The 17,897-nt window shown below is 42.5% G+C and carries 13 protein-coding genes; 7 read left to right on the top strand and 6 right to left on the bottom strand.

Annotation, left to right across the window (positions count from 1 at the left end):
* Positions 1-14: 14 nt before the first annotated feature.
* Positions 15-2,174: a S9 family peptidase gene (locus tag ACO6S0_RS14980; RefSeq protein WP_422349129.1), complete on the bottom strand. Its 2,160-nt coding sequence runs from the start codon at positions 2,172-2,174 to the stop codon at positions 15-17.
* A 157-nt stretch (positions 2,175-2,331) separates the two neighbouring features.
* On the opposite strand from ACO6S0_RS14980, the gene ACO6S0_RS14985 reads away from it, so the two are divergent.
* From ACO6S0_RS14985 to ACO6S0_RS15015, 7 genes are all read left to right on the top strand, one after another.
* Entirely contained in the window at positions 2,332-3,648 is a 1,317-nt protein-coding gene (locus ACO6S0_RS14985) for a hydroxymethylglutaryl-CoA reductase, degradative (RefSeq protein ID WP_422349130.1), read from the top strand.
* Positions 3,648-4,556, top strand: a complete 909-nt coding sequence (locus ACO6S0_RS14990) for a GYDIA family GHMP kinase (protein WP_422349131.1) — start codon at positions 3,648-3,650, stop codon at positions 4,554-4,556. The genes ACO6S0_RS14985 and ACO6S0_RS14990 overlap by 1 nt, the downstream gene beginning before the upstream one ends.
* Before the next feature lie 289 nt (positions 4,557-4,845).
* Entirely contained in the window at positions 4,846-5,433 is a 588-nt protein-coding gene (locus ACO6S0_RS14995) for a helix-turn-helix domain-containing protein (RefSeq protein WP_422349132.1), read from the top strand.
* A gap of 353 nt (positions 5,434-5,786) precedes the next feature.
* Positions 5,787-9,011 (top strand): SusC/RagA family TonB-linked outer membrane protein, encoded by a 3,225-nt coding sequence (locus ACO6S0_RS15000; RefSeq protein WP_422349133.1) that lies wholly within the window; start codon positions 5,787-5,789, stop codon positions 9,009-9,011.
* 10 nt (positions 9,012-9,021) lie between these two features.
* Complete coding sequence (locus ACO6S0_RS15005) at positions 9,022-10,470, top strand: SusD/RagB family nutrient-binding outer membrane lipoprotein (protein WP_422349134.1); 1,449 nt, start codon at positions 9,022-9,024, stop codon at positions 10,468-10,470.
* 13 nt (positions 10,471-10,483) lie between these two features.
* Complete coding sequence (locus ACO6S0_RS15010) at positions 10,484-11,227, top strand: BT_2262 family domain-containing protein (protein ID WP_422349135.1); 744 nt, start codon at positions 10,484-10,486, stop codon at positions 11,225-11,227.
* Positions 11,228-11,237: 10 nt separating this feature from the next.
* On the top strand, positions 11,238-11,741 hold the full coding sequence (locus ACO6S0_RS15015; protein ID WP_422349136.1) for a lipid-binding protein: 504 nt from the start codon (positions 11,238-11,240) through the stop codon (positions 11,739-11,741).
* Between the two features lie 429 nt (positions 11,742-12,170).
* On the opposite strand, the gene ACO6S0_RS15020 is transcribed toward ACO6S0_RS15015, so the two are convergent.
* From ACO6S0_RS15020 to ACO6S0_RS15040, 5 genes are all read right to left on the bottom strand, one after another.
* Positions 12,171-14,297 (bottom strand): peptidylprolyl isomerase, encoded by a 2,127-nt coding sequence (locus ACO6S0_RS15020; protein WP_422349137.1) that lies wholly within the window; start codon positions 14,295-14,297, stop codon positions 12,171-12,173.
* 84 nt (positions 14,298-14,381) lie between these two features.
* On the bottom strand, positions 14,382-15,671 hold the full coding sequence (locus ACO6S0_RS15025; RefSeq protein ID WP_422349138.1) for a hemolysin family protein: 1,290 nt from the start codon (positions 15,669-15,671) through the stop codon (positions 14,382-14,384).
* 6 nt (positions 15,672-15,677) lie between these two features.
* Entirely contained in the window at positions 15,678-15,881 is a 204-nt protein-coding gene (locus ACO6S0_RS15030) for a hypothetical protein (protein WP_138837866.1), read from the bottom strand.
* A complete protein-coding gene (gene lptC / locus ACO6S0_RS15035; protein ID WP_422349139.1) occupies positions 15,874-16,485 on the bottom strand; it encodes an LPS export ABC transporter periplasmic protein LptC in 612 nt (203 codons plus the stop codon). The genes ACO6S0_RS15030 and lptC overlap by 8 nt, the downstream gene beginning before the upstream one ends.
* A gap of 1 nt (position 16,486) precedes the next feature.
* On the bottom strand, positions 16,487-17,860 hold the full coding sequence (locus tag ACO6S0_RS15040) for a hypothetical protein (RefSeq protein WP_422349140.1): 1,374 nt from the start codon (positions 17,858-17,860) through the stop codon (positions 16,487-16,489).
* Positions 17,861-17,897: the final 37 nt, after the last annotated feature.

The following is a 17,897-nucleotide window of genomic DNA, read 5'->3' on the forward strand; positions in this document are numbered from 1 at the left end:
ATTAGATAGTTTGGTTACAAATTTTCCTTGACGAACTTGGTCATCTTACTAAAGAGATGGAGTCGGGTATTGCCCCCATAAATCCCATGATTTTTATCGGGATAAATGGCCCAATCAAAATCCTTGTTCGCCTGCACCAAGGCCTCGATCATGCGCATGGAATTTTGCACATGCACATTGTCATCCCCTGAGCCATGAACCAAGAGGTATTTCCCCTTTAACAATTCAGGGTAGTTAAAAGGTGAGTTGTCGTCATAACCGCCAGGATTTTCTGCCGGGGTACGCATAAAGCGTTCGGTGTAAATGGTGTCGTAGAATCGCCATGACGTAACCGGCGCAACGGCAATGGCCATTTCAAAAACATCATTTCCTTTCAACAAGCAGTTGGTACTCATATGACCTCCGTAACTCCAACCCCAGATACCGGTACGGTTTTCATCAATATAGGGGCGTTCACTCAGTTTTTTGGCGGCAGCTATCTGGTCTTCTGTTTCATATTTTACCAGATTCATATAGGTGACTTTTTTGAAGTCGCTCCCTTTTAAGCCCGTTCCCCGCCCATCCACACAGGCCACAATATAACCTTCGGATGCCAACATTTCGTGCCAATAATCGTTGCTTCCCAACCACCTATTGGCAACTTGTTGGGAACCCGGACCGCTATATTGGAACATTAAGAGCGGGTATTTTTTATTGGGATCAAAATCCGCAGGTTTGATCATCCACATGTTCAAATCATTGCCGTTGATGCTGATGGTTGAAAATTCCTTTGGACTTAATTCATAGCCTTCCAATTTTTCGTCCAGGACTTTATTGTCCTTGATTACCTTGAGCAGTTTTCCATCCGATGCTTGGTGCAAGGTAAATTGATATGGAGTGGTGGCACTGGAATACGTATTGATATAATAGGTAAAGTTCGCGCTAAAGGCAGCTCCATTGGTGCCTTCTTTGGCGCTCAATATCTTCTTTTTCTTTCCATTTGACCCAATGCTATACACCCCCCTATTTATAGAACCATTTTCCGAGGATTGGTAATAAACTCGTTTTCGTTTTTCATCATACCCATAATAGGCCGTTACCTCCCAAGGGCCCTGGGTCACTTGGTTTTTCAACTTCCCATCCTGTCCATATAGATAAATATGGTTAAACCCATCCTTCTCGCTCGTCCAGATAAAACTGTCATCAGGTAAAAAGGTGAGATCATCCGTGATATCCACATAAGCTGCATCTTTTTCTTCCAACAAAAGACCAACCGAATTGTTCGTCGCGTTGACGGTATACATCTTCAGATCGTTCTGATGTCTGTTAAGGATCTGGACACTCAACTCATTGGGATTGTTTTTCCATTTGATTCTTGGAATGTAATAGGCGTCGCCCAAATCCACATCGGAGATATTTCCAGAGGCTGCGTCATACATGTGCAGGCTAACGGTGGCGTTTTCCTCTCCTGCTTTGGGATATTTGAATTCATATTGAAAGGGGTACAGGTTCTGCCCAAAAACATCCATGGAAAAATGGGGAACGTTGGTCTCATCAAAACGAAGGAAAGCAATCTTGCTCCCATCGCTGTTCCATGCAAAAGCCCTTACAAAGGCAAACTCTTCCTCGTACACCCAATCGGTAACACCATTGATTATGGTTCCCTTACTCCCATCCGAAGTGATTTGCTTGGTGGATTTGGCAGATAGGTCAAACACATAAATATTGTTGTTGTAGACATAGGCCACAGCTGACCCATCAGGGGACAGCAAAGGCTCCTGAATTTTTTGATCGGAAATCTTGGTGATGCTTTTTGCTCCTACGTCATATACATAATATATGCCCAGACGAGAATGTCTAAAAATGGGCTCTATTTCCGTGGCCAATAAAACTTTGGACTCATCCTTACTAAAGGTATAGGAACTGAAAAAGGGAACCTCCCCAGAAGAGGCAACAATGGTTTCCACCTTTTCCGATGTTTCATAATTGTATTTATCCAAACTACTGGATCTTGGGGATCTGTTGAAATTAAGAACCGTATAGTCCGTTCCATTTTTCATGGAGCGGAGCGCATCCATATATTCTGTTCTGAAGGATCCTTGCCAGATATCTTCAAGGGTTATTTTCTTTTTTTGGGCTTGTGAAAATGTTAAAAATCCGAGGGTAAAAATGCAAAGCAGGAATTTGTTTCCCATATATGTTAGAAATTGATTAAAAACCGTCAAGTTTACTAATATTTTACCAAAATATAAACTTTGCAGTTACACTTATAACAGGAAATCTCCTTGAAACCGCTCAAATCCCGTCCCAAAATGGGATTATCCTTATATTTGAATCCTTTAACCAAGCACCATGAACACTCCCGTTGAAGGATTTTCAAAGCTTTCCAAAACCGAAAAAATCGATTGGATTGCGGAACATTGCACCAAGGACCCCATCGCTTCAAAAGCACTGTTGGAACAATACTGGAACGAAGACCCCGAGGTTCAAAAGGTGCATGATGAGTTTATCGAAAATACCTTATCCAATTATTACCTCCCATTTGCGGTGGCCCCCAATTTTTTGCTCAATGGAAAGTTTTATGCCATTCCCATGGTCATTGAGGAAAGTTCAGTGGTCGCAGCAGCAAGCAATGCCGCTAAGTTTTGGTTGAGCCGTGGTGGTTTTACATCCGAAATTATCGGCACCGAAAAAGTGGGGCAGGTTCATTTTATGTTTCATGGCAACGCGGACAAGCTACCATCATTTTTCGCACAGCTTAAACCCAAGTTGATCAGCGGTGTCTCCGCCATCACCAAAAACATGGAAAAACGCGGTGGAGGAATAATTGATATTGAACTCCGAAGTCTGGACAACAAGCTTAAGGGATATCATCAACTACACTGCACTTTTGAGACCCTGGATGCCATGGGTGCCAATTTCATCAACTCCTGCTTGGAGCAGTTTGCCAAGACCTTAAAATCCGAAGCCAAAACGTATGCTGCATTTACACCCGAAGAAGCAGAAGTGGAAGTGGTCATGAGCATCCTCTCCAATTATGTTCCCCAATGTTTGGTAAAAGCAGCGGTAAGCTGTCCCATATCCGACTTGGACCAAGCTGGTATCTCTGGACAAGAATTTGCCCATAAAATAGTTCGGGCCGTGGAGATTGCCAAGGTAGAACCACACAGGGCAGTTACCCACAACAAGGGCATTATGAATGGAGTGGACGCGGTGGTTCTGGCCACTGGAAACGACTTTAGGGCCATAGAGGCCGGGGTACATGCCTACGCAGCTAAAAACGGACATTACTCCAGTTTGACGCATGCCAAAATTGAGGATGGTATCTTTTCATTTTGGATTGAACTGCCTTTGGCCTTGGGTACCGTGGGTGGGCTTACATCGCTTCATCCCATGGTTAAACTTGCGCTGGAAATTCTAGGGGAGCCTACTGCCCAAGAACTGATGCAGGTGGTTGCCGTAGCCGGATTGGCCCAAAATTTTGCCGCGTTGCGATCCTTGGTCACCACGGGGATACAAAAAGGGCATATGAAAATGCACTTGATGAACATGCTCAACCAAATGGGAGCAAGTGAAAGTGAGAAAAAACAGCTTGTCAATTATTTTAAGGACCATACAGTTACCAATGCATCCGTTAAGGAAGCCTTGGAAAAGATCCAGTCGCAATAATGCAGCAAGAATTTTATAGCAATGGAAAACTGTTGCTCTCCGGGGAGTATGCCATTCTGGACGGAGCTGTTGGGCTCGCCGTGCCCACTAAGTTTGGGCAATCCCTTAAAGTTGTTCCATCCAACAGTCCTTTTTTAGAGTGGAAGAGTTTTGGTGCCGATGGAAAACTTTGGTTTGAAGCAGAATTTGAAATTCCAAAGCTTAAGCTAAGGGCAACTTCAGATGAAAAAATGGCCAATCGATTATTGGAGGTTCTTACTGTTGCAAGATCCTTGAATCCAAATTTTGTGGCTGATAGCAATGGCTGGAGTTTGGAAACCTTCTTGAGCTTCCCAAGAGATTGGGGGCTCGGCACTTCCTCCACCTTGATCAACAATATTGGCCAATGGGCCATGGTGGATGCACACGACTTATTGCAAAGAACTTTTGGGGGCAGCGGTTACGATATTGCCTGTGCACAGTACAACTCTCCTTTGTTATACCATCTTAAAGACAACCACCCTAGCGTTGAAGAAGTGAGCTTTGATCCTCCCTTTAAAGAAAATCTGTTTTTCGTGTATCTCAATAAAAAACAAAACAGTAGGGATGCCATTGCCAACTATCGTTCGCTGGAATTTGACAAAATTGAATTAACCCAGAATTTAACCCATATCACCAAAAACATGGTGACATGCAGTACCCTAGCCGAGTTTGAAGTTCTGATGGATTTGCATGAACAAACCTTGTCAGAAGTGCTAAAAGTACCCACGGTCAAAAACACGTTGTTCCCGGATTATCCTAGATTCGTTAAAAGTTTGGGTGCTTGGGGGGGTGATTTTGTTTTAGCTACAGGTGGTCCTGAAGATCAATTGTATTTTAAGAATAAGGGATATTCCACTATACTTCCTTATTCGGAGATGGTACTCTAAGCAGTTTACCTTTACATTTGGAAGTCGAATCCAGGCTCACCATCTAAATATTTCAAAAAGATAAACATCTCTCAAAATACCTCATCCGTAAACTGAAATGGGGCATTCGTCAATTTAGGGGGTATAAACATCATGGATTTTCAGAATTTTTCATTGAAACTTAAATGGTAAAAATTCAGATACTATGGTGCCTTCTTGGGATTTTACTTTTTTATTCTTCTTATTTCAAGTACTACTGATCATCGTTATATCCCTTTGGAAAAGGAAGAAAAATCGAAATGAGCAGAAAATGGCACTGCTTTTTGTAGTGCTGCTGTCCTATAATGCCTTTCTGACCTACTACGGTTGGGGCAGTTCCAAAGAGGAGTTTTATCTAGTGATGAGCTATGTGCAGTTTGTTCCCTTGCTTTTGCTCACCATCACCTTTTACATAAAGCCGTGGCGGGTTGGGGCTATCAATCAACGGATCCCAAAGCATCTTTGGTCTTTTGGGAAAGATCACAAATATGAAAAAACGGGGCTTTCCAAGGCCTTTTCCCATGAACTAAAGAACAAACTGGAACATCTGATGTTGACCCAAAAACCTTATTTGAATCAGGAATTAAGGCTGGATGACATTGCCAAATTGCTGGATGTTTCCAGACATCATGCTTCACAAGTAATCAATGAGAATTTTGGTCTAAACTTTTACGAATATGTCAATAGGTTTAGAATTGAAGAGGCGAAAAAGAAGCTATTGCTTCAATCCGAGCATACTGCCCCATCCATTTCTGAGGTGGCCTATCAATGTGGATTTAACAACCGGGTTTCCTTCTACAAAGCATTCAGAAAAATAACCCATTCCACACCTTCGGAATTTATGGGCAAGGTAGCTTAGCAAGCCATCAGCTCCCATCAACTGAATTACCATAAAGATCAAATAAATTAATCCATAAGCTGTAAATCCAGCCAGCCCGATTCTATCGCTTTCTATCCCCATGTATCCGCATTGACCAGAATTTTTGATTCACGGGTCAGCCTGTAAATCTCGTTCGGCAATTGTGTAAAGGTTTTTAAGGGTTAACAAAGTCCGTGTTTTCAATTCGTTTTTTTGCTCGGCAATCTTCAAAAAACAGGAGCCAAAACTTTTCTTCCCCATTTATTTCCATGAGGATTATTTGAATTAGCTGACAAATACAAAGTTGAACTCCTGTTTGGTCGATTGCTCTGACTAACTCTTAATTATTATTTATGAAATCAAAAAATCTATGCATGATGCTGGTGCTATTGCTTTGTATAAGCGCAACCGCACTGGCACAAGAGAAGAATGTTTCGGGTACCGTTTCCGACCAAAACGGATTTCCACTCCCGGGTGTTAACATTGTAGTTGCAGGCACTTCCAATGGCACCCAATCCGACTTTGATGGAAAATACTCCATTATGGCCAGTCAAGGCCAAACCTTGGTATTCTCCTATTTGGGTCAAAAAGATGTTAGCGTTGCTGTAGGAGCAAGCAACACCATCAATGTCCAAATGGAAGAAGATGCCCAAGCCCTTGAGGAAGTTGTGGTAGTGGGCGCCTTTGGTATTAAAAAACAAGCACGTTCCTTAGGTTACGCGGCTACAAAAGTTAGTGCCGAGGATTTAACGGAAGTTGTAAACACAAATCCGCTGGAATCTCTTTCTGGATCGGTTCCAGGTGTTGATATTTCAGCTCCAGCTCAACCAGGTGCATCCGCCAAGGTAATCTCACGAGGTTTTGGATCTATTACGGGAAGCAATACTCCTCTCTATGTGATTAACGGTTCCCCTGTTCTTGATAGGGCCAATGGTTCCATTATAACCACAAGTTCTTTCGATGTAGGTTCCGGAGTCGTGGATTTGGACCCTAACAATATTGAAAGCATCAACTTTCTAAAAGGTGCCGCCGCTACCGCTCTTTATGGATCACGTGCTGCCAACGGGGCTATCATTATTACAACCAAAACAGGCAAAGGCAGGATTAAAGTTGATGTAAGTTCCTCCATCGACTTTAATGAAGTTGGCAAATTGGTGGATAAACAACAGCAATTTGGCACGGGTTGGGCCGGACATTCCTATTCCAATGTAACCGGGGAAGGTCCTTTGGCCGCAAGTAACGAAAATGGTTCTTGGGGGGCTCCGTTTGATGGTGAAATTAGAGCATGGAGCCGTATTGTGGACAATACCCAGTTAATCAAACCTTACGTTCCATTGGAAGATAATGTTAGGGAGTTCTTTGATATAGGACACACCTACACCAACTCCATAACCATCAGTGGTGGTGACGAAAACGCAAACATGGCCTTCACCTACTCCAGGGTGGACTCAGATGGGATATTTCCAACAGATTCAGACTCCTTTAAAAAGGACAACTTTGGACTGAACACCGGATTAAAAGTAGACAAACTGGCCATCAAGGCCAGTGCCAACATTACCAATAAGGATCAATGGGCTATCCCTTCAGGTCAGGGTGATGATGCCGCTTTTGGGAAATCATTGATGCAGGAGATGATTCAGATGCCCAACGACATTAGCATTGTTGACATGGAAGATCAATCCAACATTTTCAACACCCCAAGTTATTTCTATACTCCTTATGCCGCCAATCCCTATGTTTCATTGGAAAGCAATAAAGTTCGGTCTTTAAAAAATCGATTCTTTGGAAATGTAAATCTCAACTACGAACTCCATGAAAATTTCAACTTAATTTTCCAAATAGGAGGGGATGTGGACAATGAATATATCAAAAGAACCGGGGCCATAATAAACTATATCGAAGGTGCTCCCCAAAATTTGGCAGGCTCCAATGAAGTTGTGGGTGCAGTAGGCGAATATAAATATTCAAATAAGGAATTGGATACTTATTTGAACTTAAATTTCAACAAGGATCTTAACGAAGATCTAAACTTGAATATTCTAGCAGGTTTTAACTATAATCAGCGAAACGGAGATGCCCTTTCGGTGGTGGTAACTGATTTGGACTTGCCCGATTTTTACGAATTGAGCAATTCAGCCTCAACCCCATCTCTTGGACAAAGCAATTATCTCCGAAGGGTATTTGGACTTTACGGTAGTGCGGAGCTGGGTTTTATGAATCGTTATTTCCTGACCCTCACAGCACGAAACGACAACTCGTCTACCCTACCCATCCAAAACAATTCATATTTCTATCCTTCTGCCTCCTTGGCAGCAGTGGTAGTTGATACCAATTCAAGCTTTGTTAAGCTGAGGGGCGGGTATGCACGAATTGGTAACGACACCGGTCTCTATCAGGTATATTCCACCGCAGGACAAGCTGTAAACGCCGGTTATTTTGGTGCCATTGAATATCCTTTCGCAGGGCTGAATAGTTACGAAGTATTTGGTAGAATAGAAAACCAAAATCTAAAACCTGAAATTACTGACGAACTGGAATTTGGACTCGAAACACAATTCTTTAACAATAGAATAGGTCTGGACGTTTCCCTATATCAGCGGGACACCAAAGATCTCATTGTTGATTTGAATGTTCCCCGTTCCACGGGTTACAATCAGATTACCGGAAATTTTGTGGATCTTCAAAACAAGGGTATAGAGTTGGCCTTTACGGCCAAACCTATTCGTACCCAAGATTTTGAATGGAGCCTGACCTATACCTTCGCCAAGAACGAAAGTGAAGTGACCCACGTAGAGGGAGAGGACGAATTTGATGAAGATGGCAATAAGTTAAAAAAGAAAATCTCCATCTATTCTGCCTATGACATTAACTTTTATGCACAAGAAGGACAACCCCTAGGCGTGTTTTATGGTCCGGCACCAGAGACAACAAATGATGGCGAATTTATTGCGGATCCCAATACCGGATACTATACCTATGATGGGAAAGAACATTTTCTAGGAACCTCCCAGCGTGACTTTATCATGGGGTTACAGAATTCCTTTGAATACAAAGGGTTTAGGTTATCCGCTAATTGGGACTGGAAACAAGGGGGCAAAATGTACTCCTATACCAAAAGGTTGAGCTATTTTGTTGGGAACGGACAGGAAACCACCTATAATGATCGGAATCCATTCATTCTTCCCAATTCTGTAATAGCTGTTACGGATGAACAAGGCAATGTGACCGGTTATGAAGAAAACACCACCTATGTGGATTATGAAGATGTGACCGCCTTTTATAATGCAAGCCAAAATCAGGCTATACAAAGCGAGCATATCATTGATAAATCCTTCATCAGATTGCGCTCAGCCGCACTAACCTATAGTTTCCCTTCCAAGTTTGTTCAATCCGTTGGGTTAACCGGTATGTCCTTATCGCTCTATGGTAAAAACCTCTTTTTGTGGACTCCAAGTGATAACACTTACGTAGATCCCGAAACTACCTCCTACGGTAGGGGTATTCGAAGTGAATTTGGAGAGTTCGCCACCAACCCAGCCCAACGTGCTTACGGAGCCCGCGTTAAATTCTCATTTTAAAAACAAATCCATGAAAAAAACATATTTCATTTATACTCTTTTACTGTTCACCGGAATTGTAAGTTTAATTTCCTGTGACCATGATCTGGATATAAACGTTGATCCTGACCTATTAACCCCCGAACAAATACCCATGGCAGCTGAGCTGCCCACCGCGCAAACAGGAATTGCCGCGGCAGCAGGCACATATTTTGCCATTCCCGGGGGCTTTTGGAGCCAATTTTGGACCCAGAGTGCGGTAGCCAATCAATACCGTATTTACGATAACTACTCAGTTACCAATTCAAGCACCTTGTTCAATGATGGTTGGTCCCAAATGTATGATGCCCTAACCGATATCAGAAACATTAAGGCAAATGCAGCAACCCAGAGCAATTGGAATTACTATTTGATCGCTTCTACCCTAGAAGCCTATGCATTTCAATTGCTGATTGACTTCTATGGTTCTGTACCTTATACCGATGCCAATAATACGGCAATTCTAGCGCCAACTTTCCAGTCCGCAGAAGAGGTTTATGACCCAATGGTCGCCGACTTAAAACAGGCCCTTTCAAAAAATTTGGCCGATTCTCCTTTGGACAATGTCCCGGGAGAAACAGATCTTCTTTTTGAAGGAGATATGGAAAAATGGACTCAATTTGCCAATACTTTATTGCTGCGCCTATATTTAAGACAAACCAATGCACGACCAACTGTTGCCTCTTCAGGGGTTACGGAATTGATCAATTCTGGTGCCAGCTTTTTAAACGAATCCGCAGCGATTACCCAATTTGTGGATGAGGCCAGCCGAAGCAATCCCCTATATGAAAATGAAAAAAGGCAGCTCAATGTAGGTACCAATTTAAGAGCAAGTAACACCATGGGATCCTTTTTGGAGGCTGCCACGGATCCAAGATTGGCAGAATTCTATGATGGCAACACCTTTCAATTACAGGGTGATTTTGATGATGGGTCCGGAGATGCCTCCGTGGTTGTACTTCATGCCACTGACCCCTTCTACTTTATTTCTGAAGCTGAAAGTAAGTTTCTCCAAGCGGAAGCGTACGAAAGATATTCGGAAGGAACTGAAGCACAGGACTTTTATGAAGAAGGAGTCTTGGCAGCATTTGCCCAATTTGGTTTGGATGGTAGCGATATGCTGGCCACAAATTATGCCTACCCCAATGACAACGATGAAGAGGTAAATATTAAGGCCATAATTACCCAAAAATGGATCTCGCTCTATCCAGGTAGTGGTTTTGAGGCTTTTATTGAACACAATCGGACGGGATATCCCCAAATAAGTCCTGTAGCAGGCGATGACAACAATTATGTCCCAGGTGAATTCACCTACTCTGTAGAAGGAACCACAGGAGGGCTTTTCCCAAAGCGATTCCTTTTTCCTTTGGATGAAGCCCAACGTAACCCAAATACTCCCGCCCAAATTCCATTGACGGAAGAAGTATGGTATGCTAATTAAAAAAGAAAAGAAGATGAAAAATAGATTATCAATTATTATGGCAATAGCGGGACTGTTGTTTTCCTGCTCATCGGATATGGAAACTGGTAATGTCTCCAGACTTACTTATTTCCCAATAATCACCATGAACGGGGATGCTGAGCTACTAGTCCCTTTTGATTCAACCTTTGAAGATCCGGGAGCCACAGCCGACGCTGGTGGAAGTTCTGTTGAAGTTGTTACCTCAGCTAGCGGCACTTATCAGGGAGCAGATGGCGTAGATACCTCGGTTCCTGACAATTATTTAGTAACCTATTCTGCTCAAAACGATGACGGTTTTGATGGAACTGCGATACGAAATGTCTGGGTAGCCAATACTGGGGATTTGGTCAACAGTATAGAAGGGCTCTATTTAGCCAACGTACAAAGAGCACCAGATTTTGAGGCCCTTCCCCAATATAACGATATGAACTACGTCCTAATTTGGCAAACAAATGATGGAACAGCTACTTACGAAATATCGCATGCCCTGGGGGGTTATTATGATTTTGGTCGTGGCTATGGTGCTGGCTATGCCGCTCGAGGTGCAGTGATCACAGCAAATGATATCCCATCCAACGACTTCACCATTAGTCAAGCTGTATTTCCAATTTGGGGAAATACTGTTGACATTACAGATCTTCAAGTTGACCCGGAAAACAAAGAAATAACATTCACGGGAACAGGAAATTTTGGTAATGGTGTATTTCAAGTTCAGCTAACCCAAGTTCAATTTTGATTTAAGAAAAATGAAAAACATATATAAAAGTAAAATTCTGAAGGCCTTGTTTATATTTTCAATAGGGGTTTTGGCCTTGTCCTGCGACAAACATGAGGATTATGTACCTGGCAAATCAGATTTGTCCGAAATGAGCGGAGATTGGTACATAAAGTTTTTAGTAGATGATGAGGATATCTACGGTTTGGGATATCAACTGATTACCACAGCTAACAGCGCTGACGACTCCTCACTTTGGATTGACGACCATTCGCACACATGGTCATTTAAGGTAAAAAGCTCGGTTGACATGGAAGCCATGACATTTTCAGGCTCAGATTTAGAGAGTAATGTTGACGATTATGAGGTTAATGTTAATATTACCAAAGGCACTATCCTGAAAGATGCCGTGGAGTCAACAGGCGGAAATGTCGTAGACAGCATATACTTTGAAGCCGAATTTTCAGATGACCCAGGTACAATTTACCAGTTGGCAGGGTATAAGCGAACCGGTTTGGCAGAAGATGAACATTAAAGTGTAGCAAGGAAGCCATTTTTGACGAGGGTTTTCCCAAAAGAGGTTGTTCCAAATGAACAACCTCTTTTTTTGTGCCGCCCAGCGTATCTGTCAAAACAACTTGAGCTTAAATAAGATTCTACTTACCCTCTAACATTCAACCGCTTAAAATTTTATGTCAGGTCGAGCCTTTCGACCTTGCTCAAGATAAACTGAAATCGAAATCTATTGAAAAATGAAGGTATAATGACTTCTCGACTGCCTGCCTGTAAGGAGACACGGCCCTCGAAGTGACATCCGTTATTTTTATTGGAATTCCCGATCAACAAGCTGTATACTTAAGTTCAATACAGTCAAATTATGATTACTGGCGAACCCCTGAATAAAACGAAACAAAAAAGCCTCCCTTAAAGGGAGGCTTTTTTATGCTGTAATATTTGTTGTCTACTAATAAAAAGTAGCGCGCTTGTCCTCAATATCGGCACCATCCTTAAGTGCATTGTACACCGCTCCGTTTACCCTATTGGCAGCATTGGTGCGCAAGGTTTTGGCATAAGTGCTAAAGTTGTCCACACTGGGCGCTTCTTCTTTCTTTGTCACCTGGATCATAAATACTCCTGTTTCTCCTTTAATCAGGCCTGAGGTTGCACCTTGATCCAAAGCAAAGGCGGTACCCACCACCAATGGCTCCCTTCCTGCTCCAGGCAGGGTAGGCGACTTCATGGTCAATGCCGAGGCATTGGACTTGGCAACGTTGCTTGCTGAAGCAAAGGCATCCAAATCCATATTGGAATGTGCAGCAATGATTTGCTCTGCCTTACGTTCTTTTCTGATAAGCGGTAAAGCCGTGGCAGAAGCATCCTCCGGAGTCATTAGTCCTTCCTTATATTTCTTGGTCACTTGCACTACGGCATAACCGTTGTTGATGTTGAAACGTCTAATGTCTCCCACCTTGGTATCATCATTAAAAGCCCACTGAACAATCCCACGTTGGGCGGAAAGCCCCGGTAGGTTTTCATCCAATTCCTTGATTTTGTTAACCGGTCTAACCACATAACTGCTCTCCGTGGCAATATCACCAAAAGCTTCAGGTTCGGCATCAATGGCCGCCATTTCAAATTTGGTGGCATCGGTGAACAAGGTATTGATAGTTTCCTCAGATGGAGCTACCTCACGTGAAAGCGTGGCCACCTGGAGCAAATCTTGCTTGTCATCAATTTTAATGATATGGAATCCAAATGGCGTTTCCACCATTCCAATTTCATCCAAGTCGTGCTCAAAAAGGAAGTTTCTGTAATTTTCTGCCAAGCCTAGATCAGTTTGTCTGAAATAACCAATATCTCCTGAACGCTGAACGGCTGTTGGATCATCTGAATGTTCTCTGGCAAGTGCTGCAAAATTGGCATCCGCCTTTTGGGCTTCCACCAACATTTTCTTGGCTTCTTCCTCTGCTTCCTCCTTGGTTCTTGTCACATCTGCCCCAGCTCTTTCAGCACCTTCATAGGCAAAAAGAATGTGGCTTGATTTCACGGCACCTTCGGCCTTCTTGTCCAACACTTTGGTCACCCTAAAGAAATCCCCATCACGGTATGGCCCGTAAACCTCTCCAATGGACAATCCCATCAAGGTATCGGCAGCAATGGATGGCAATTCACTTTTGGTCTTAAAAATGCTATCGTATTTGGTATCAGAATTTCGATCCAGGAAGGCAGCAATGTCATCTGTATTGCGAAATTGCTTTTCCACATAGGTGGTGTCCGCCGCATTGGTCACCTTGTCCTCAATTAAATTGGTAATATCCTCTTTAACTTGGTTCTCATCATCCAAAGAAGGTTTTTCCTCAAAGTAAACAAAACGGATATCCCTGGCTTTTTCTTGTTTGAATTGGTCCTGGTGGTTGTTGATATACGTCTGGATATCATCTTTTGAAACTTGGATGGTGCTATCGGCAATGGCAGTATAAGGTACACGTACATATTGGATGTCCACCTTCTCGTTGGCCATTTTGTAATCAAACTCTCCTTCTGCAAGTGTGGCTCCCACACCTCCTTTGATCAAGTTAAAATACAAACGCTCTTTGGCGGATTGAATGATACGTTGCTCATCCTGCAACCACGCATCGTAACGCAAAGGGTCATTTACGCTCCAGTTGGCAACAGCACTTCGGAATACTTCGGCATTGAAAATTCCATTCTCATCCTGGAATTCCGGGATTTGGGCGTAGCCGGAAGTTCTAACGAACTCAATGATCTGATCGCTCTCCACATCAATTCCCAAATCCTTGAACTGCTGATCCAAAATGGTGTTTCTGACCTGCTGTTCGTACACTTGGTTCACCAATTGTGTATTAGAAAAAGTAGGGCCAAAACGTCTTGAAGCCGACTCCACCTCTTTTCTAAAATCGTCAATGGAAATACTCTCCCCATTAATCTCAGCCACCGCGGAGCCAACTTTGGCACCTCCTGCAAAATCATTGCTGGTAAAGACTCCTGATATTACAAAGGCGAACAAGGCCATACCGATAATCAAAATCAGCACAGTTGTTCGTTTCCTAATATTCTCTAATATTGCCATTTTACTGCTTGTTTTCTATATTTTCAGTGGGCGAAAATACCATTTTCTTTTCAAATAGGAAAGCTTAAAAAAGCTTGGAAATTGTTAATCTTCAGGGAAAACCTGTAGGTTGACCAAATCGATTTTGGTATTGGACACTTCCAATATCTTGAATGAAAAATTATCGATTTTCACTTCCGAATCTTGTTCCGGGATTTCACCCGTTCCATTCATGATGAGTCCACCCAATGTTTCGTACTCCTCACTTACGGGAAGTTCCAACTTATAGTTTTCGTTGATGTAGTCCACCTCCAGTCGTGCTGAAAACTTGTAAACGTTCTCGCTCAGTTGTTCCTCATGCAAGTCTGTGCTATCGTGCTCATCCTCAATCTCCCCAAAAAGTTCCTCTACGATGTCTTCCACGGTCATGATGCCGGATGTACCCCCATATTCGTCCAAGACCACCGCCATGCTCTTCCTTTTTTTGATGAGTACGTTAAGGATATCCTGAATCAACATGGTTTCTGGGACAAATTCCACCGGAAGCAAGATGCTTTTGATGGTTTTGGGTTTTTTGAAGAGTTCATAGGAATGTATATACCCTATAATCTCATCTATGCTTTCTTTATAGACCAAGATTTTGGAATATCCCGTTTCCGAAAACAATTTGGCCAGATTCTTTGGAGTCTCATCCAACTCTACCGCCATAATTTCGGTTCTAGGCACCATGGCCTCCCTTGCCTTAACATTGGAAAATTCCAGGGCCTTCTGGAAAATCTGGATTTCGGAGTCCACTTCATCTTCCTCCTCCACTGTTTCCATTTGTTCGGTAATGTAATCCCCGAGTTCCATTTTGGTAAAAGCCAGTTGCACCTCGTCCCCATCGGTTTTGAAAAAGACCCGCAATATAAAGTCCGACACTTTGATCACGAACCAGGAAATAAAAGAGAAAAGCACATAAAAGAAATATGCGGGAATGGCAAAGAACTTCAGTAAGGTGTTGGAATAAATCTGAAAGAGCACCTTGGGCAGAAACTCTGCGGTGATCAATATGATGAAAGTGGAAATTATGGTTTGCGAAAGCAGGCTGAAGTCCGTCAACAAGGCATTCAGAAACTCACTTGTTGTGGGCAGCAGGGTTTGGAACCATTCCATAAGCACATCGCCCATAAAAAGCCCGTAGACCACCAAGGCAATATTGTTGCCAATGAGCATGGTTGCAATAAATTTGGATGGTTTATCGGTTAGCCAGGTAAGTACTTTGGCAAAAAAACCTTCCTGCTTTTTCTCAATTTCAATGTGGATACGGTTAGCGGAAACAAACGCAATTTCCATTCCGGAAAAAAAAGCCGAAAACAGTAAAGACAATACTATTATGATCAGCGAAGGGTCCAAACAATACTACTGTTGGTTATCTTGTTTTCGTTGCTCAAAGCGTTTGCGGTACTTTCTCCTAAAAAGAAACATGGCAATGGAGACCACCGCGAAAAAAATAAATATATAGGTCTCTTTGGGCTCCACGCTCCACAAGGTGGCTACCTTGTAAATGGAAACAATGGCAACCGCCAAATACAGGTATTCGGTATATCTTAAAATCTTAATCATCCAGTTCTTTTTCTTTTATTGTCATTAGACCAAAGGTCTTATGGGCCTTAAAATAGCTACGGTTCCTATTGAAATCCATTCCTTCCCCATTCATAATGGAACCGTCTTCGGGATTGGTAAAGGTGAAGGCCTCCTCCGTAAATATCCAATTGTTGGATCGGTCAAAGAACATTTGTGGTGCCTCCAATTTTTTCCCATCATGACTTTCCAGAACCACATTGCCCTGCAAGTCAATCAGATCGGTTTGGGTATACACAATTCCATAATCGGCGGTAATAACACTCTTCTGATTGCTATCGTCAAAAAAGTCTACCTGGAGCCCATTAGGAAAGGTACGAAATTTAAAAACTTGGTTATCGAAGTCTTCATAAACAGGACTTGTTAGAATAGCTATGACCCGTGAGCTATCTTGATCTTGGGTTCCCATTTCTTTGGGAGTCTCTGTGTAGGTGAGGGTCAAATTTTGCGCGATCCCTTGCGGATAAATTGGTTTTACGGCTTCTTCCCCAACCCTTTCATAGTTGTCCCCACAGGACATAAAAAGGATTGCCACGGTAAAAACCGTGGCAAAACACTTTAAAATATTTCTTGATTTTCGAATCACGCTATAGATTAGGTACTCTTACGCTACCTCCAACCCAGCAGCTAAAACTAACTGTTTTTCCAGCCATTCCAGAGCTAAATATCATCTCTTTGGTAGGAGCCCTTTCTGTATAACTGGAAGCAGATTGATTGGCTCGTCTACTCAAAGATGGATCTACACGTCCAGCCTTTCTGGCCATTTCCGCAGCCCTCCAGTAAATTGCTCTTTTCTCAAACGGAGTACTACCGCAAGCGTTGGCACTGGTAGCATATAAATTGGCAATCAGCAAATATGCCTTACCATTGGCGGGGTTGGCATTGATTGCTTTCTGGGCATAGTTTCTTGCCTGGGATTTGCTACTTCTTCTTACCGTAGTGGCGATCTTGTAAAGGATATTGGATTTTCTATATGGATCTGTCTCCAATTCAACAGCCTTGTTAAAGTCATCAATGGCACCTTTGTTATCGCCTGCTTTTTGCTTCAACACACCTCCATACATATAAGCATCTGCAGAGGGGTCTAAGGCCAATTGCGCCTCAAATAATTTTCTAAACATAGGGTCGTCCGTACATTCTTTGGAGAACATTCTACCAACAGCACGTTTTACCCAGTTTACATCGCCCTTCTTGGCGTCATAATTCTTTTCGTAAAGGGGAATCAAATTTTCGCAATTTGCCAAATCCCCTAATTTGGTGTCGATGCTGGAAGCAATTTGTCCGTAAGACTTGGAATTGGTCTCGTATACCTTTTTAAGACGTTTTTCCTTAGAGGTCAAAGCCGTACCGGCATCCTCCTTTTCCAACAACTTGCTAAGCGCATCTGTAAGCTTTTTATTTTCCGCCTCAACTTTTTCAGTTACATCATCGTAGTTGTCAAAAACTTCTTGCAGTTCTTTAGAACCTGCCTTGTGCAAATCAACCAAAGTAGAGAAGTATAGGTAAAGGGCCTTGGGATTTTTGAAGTTTTTGCGGTCTTCCTTAAAGGCTTTATCCAACATGTCGTACAACTGGGCATCAGAAGCCATATCATTGTCATACATCAAAAGAGCTTTATCAATGGCCACCCCTGCAACGGAGAACTTTGTTGGGAAGAATTTTAAACTATTATCGTAAAGGGACATCAAATCTTGGATATACCCATCTTTATCTGCCCCAGAAGAATTTTTGATTTTATGGGAAAGTATTTTTTCGCCGTAGGAGAAATTGGCCTTGTTGATGTCAGGACAACTTTCATAAACCATTTTCCATGGTTCGTATGCGGCGTCATAATTTTTAACCTTAGCGTGTTCTGCGTAAATGGAAAGATTGGTCATGCACTCTGGATTCTGTGCTTGGGCCATACTTAATCCCATCGACATAAGTACCGCTATCATCGTTAAGTAGTGTTTCTTCGTCATCTTACTAATTTTAAAGTGGTTAATGTACAAATTTTCA

This window comes from Flagellimonas sp. (assembly GCF_965233845.1).
In the GTDB taxonomy this organism is placed as follows: Bacteria; Bacteroidota; Bacteroidia; order Flavobacteriales; family Flavobacteriaceae; genus Flagellimonas.

What these genes read in the sequence shown, in the direction of transcription:
- ACO6S0_RS14980 (WP_422349129.1), bottom strand. Translation starts at nt 2,174, where the DNA reads ATGGGAAACAAATTCCTGCTTTGCATTTTTACCCTCGGATTTTTAACA.
- ACO6S0_RS14985 (WP_422349130.1), top strand. Translation starts at nt 2,332, where the DNA reads ATGAACACTCCCGTTGAAGGATTTTCAAAGCTTTCCAAAACCGAAAAA.
- ACO6S0_RS14990 (WP_422349131.1), top strand. Translation starts at nt 3,648, where the DNA reads ATGCAGCAAGAATTTTATAGCAATGGAAAACTGTTGCTCTCCGGGGAG.
- ACO6S0_RS14995 (WP_422349132.1), top strand. Translation starts at nt 4,846, where the DNA reads ATGGCACTGCTTTTTGTAGTGCTGCTGTCCTATAATGCCTTTCTGACC.
- ACO6S0_RS15000 (WP_422349133.1), top strand. Translation starts at nt 5,787, where the DNA reads ATGAAATCAAAAAATCTATGCATGATGCTGGTGCTATTGCTTTGTATA.
- ACO6S0_RS15005 (WP_422349134.1), top strand. Translation starts at nt 9,022, where the DNA reads ATGAAAAAAACATATTTCATTTATACTCTTTTACTGTTCACCGGAATT.
- ACO6S0_RS15010 (WP_422349135.1), top strand. Translation starts at nt 10,484, where the DNA reads ATGAAAAATAGATTATCAATTATTATGGCAATAGCGGGACTGTTGTTT.
- ACO6S0_RS15015 (WP_422349136.1), top strand. Translation starts at nt 11,238, where the DNA reads ATGAAAAACATATATAAAAGTAAAATTCTGAAGGCCTTGTTTATATTT.
- ACO6S0_RS15020 (WP_422349137.1), bottom strand. Translation starts at nt 14,297, where the DNA reads ATGGCAATATTAGAGAATATTAGGAAACGAACAACTGTGCTGATTTTG.
- ACO6S0_RS15030 (WP_138837866.1), bottom strand. Translation starts at nt 15,881, where the DNA reads ATGATTAAGATTTTAAGATATACCGAATACCTGTATTTGGCGGTTGCC.
- ACO6S0_RS15040 (WP_422349140.1), bottom strand. Translation starts at nt 17,860, where the DNA reads ATGACGAAGAAACACTACTTAACGATGATAGCGGTACTTATGTCGATG.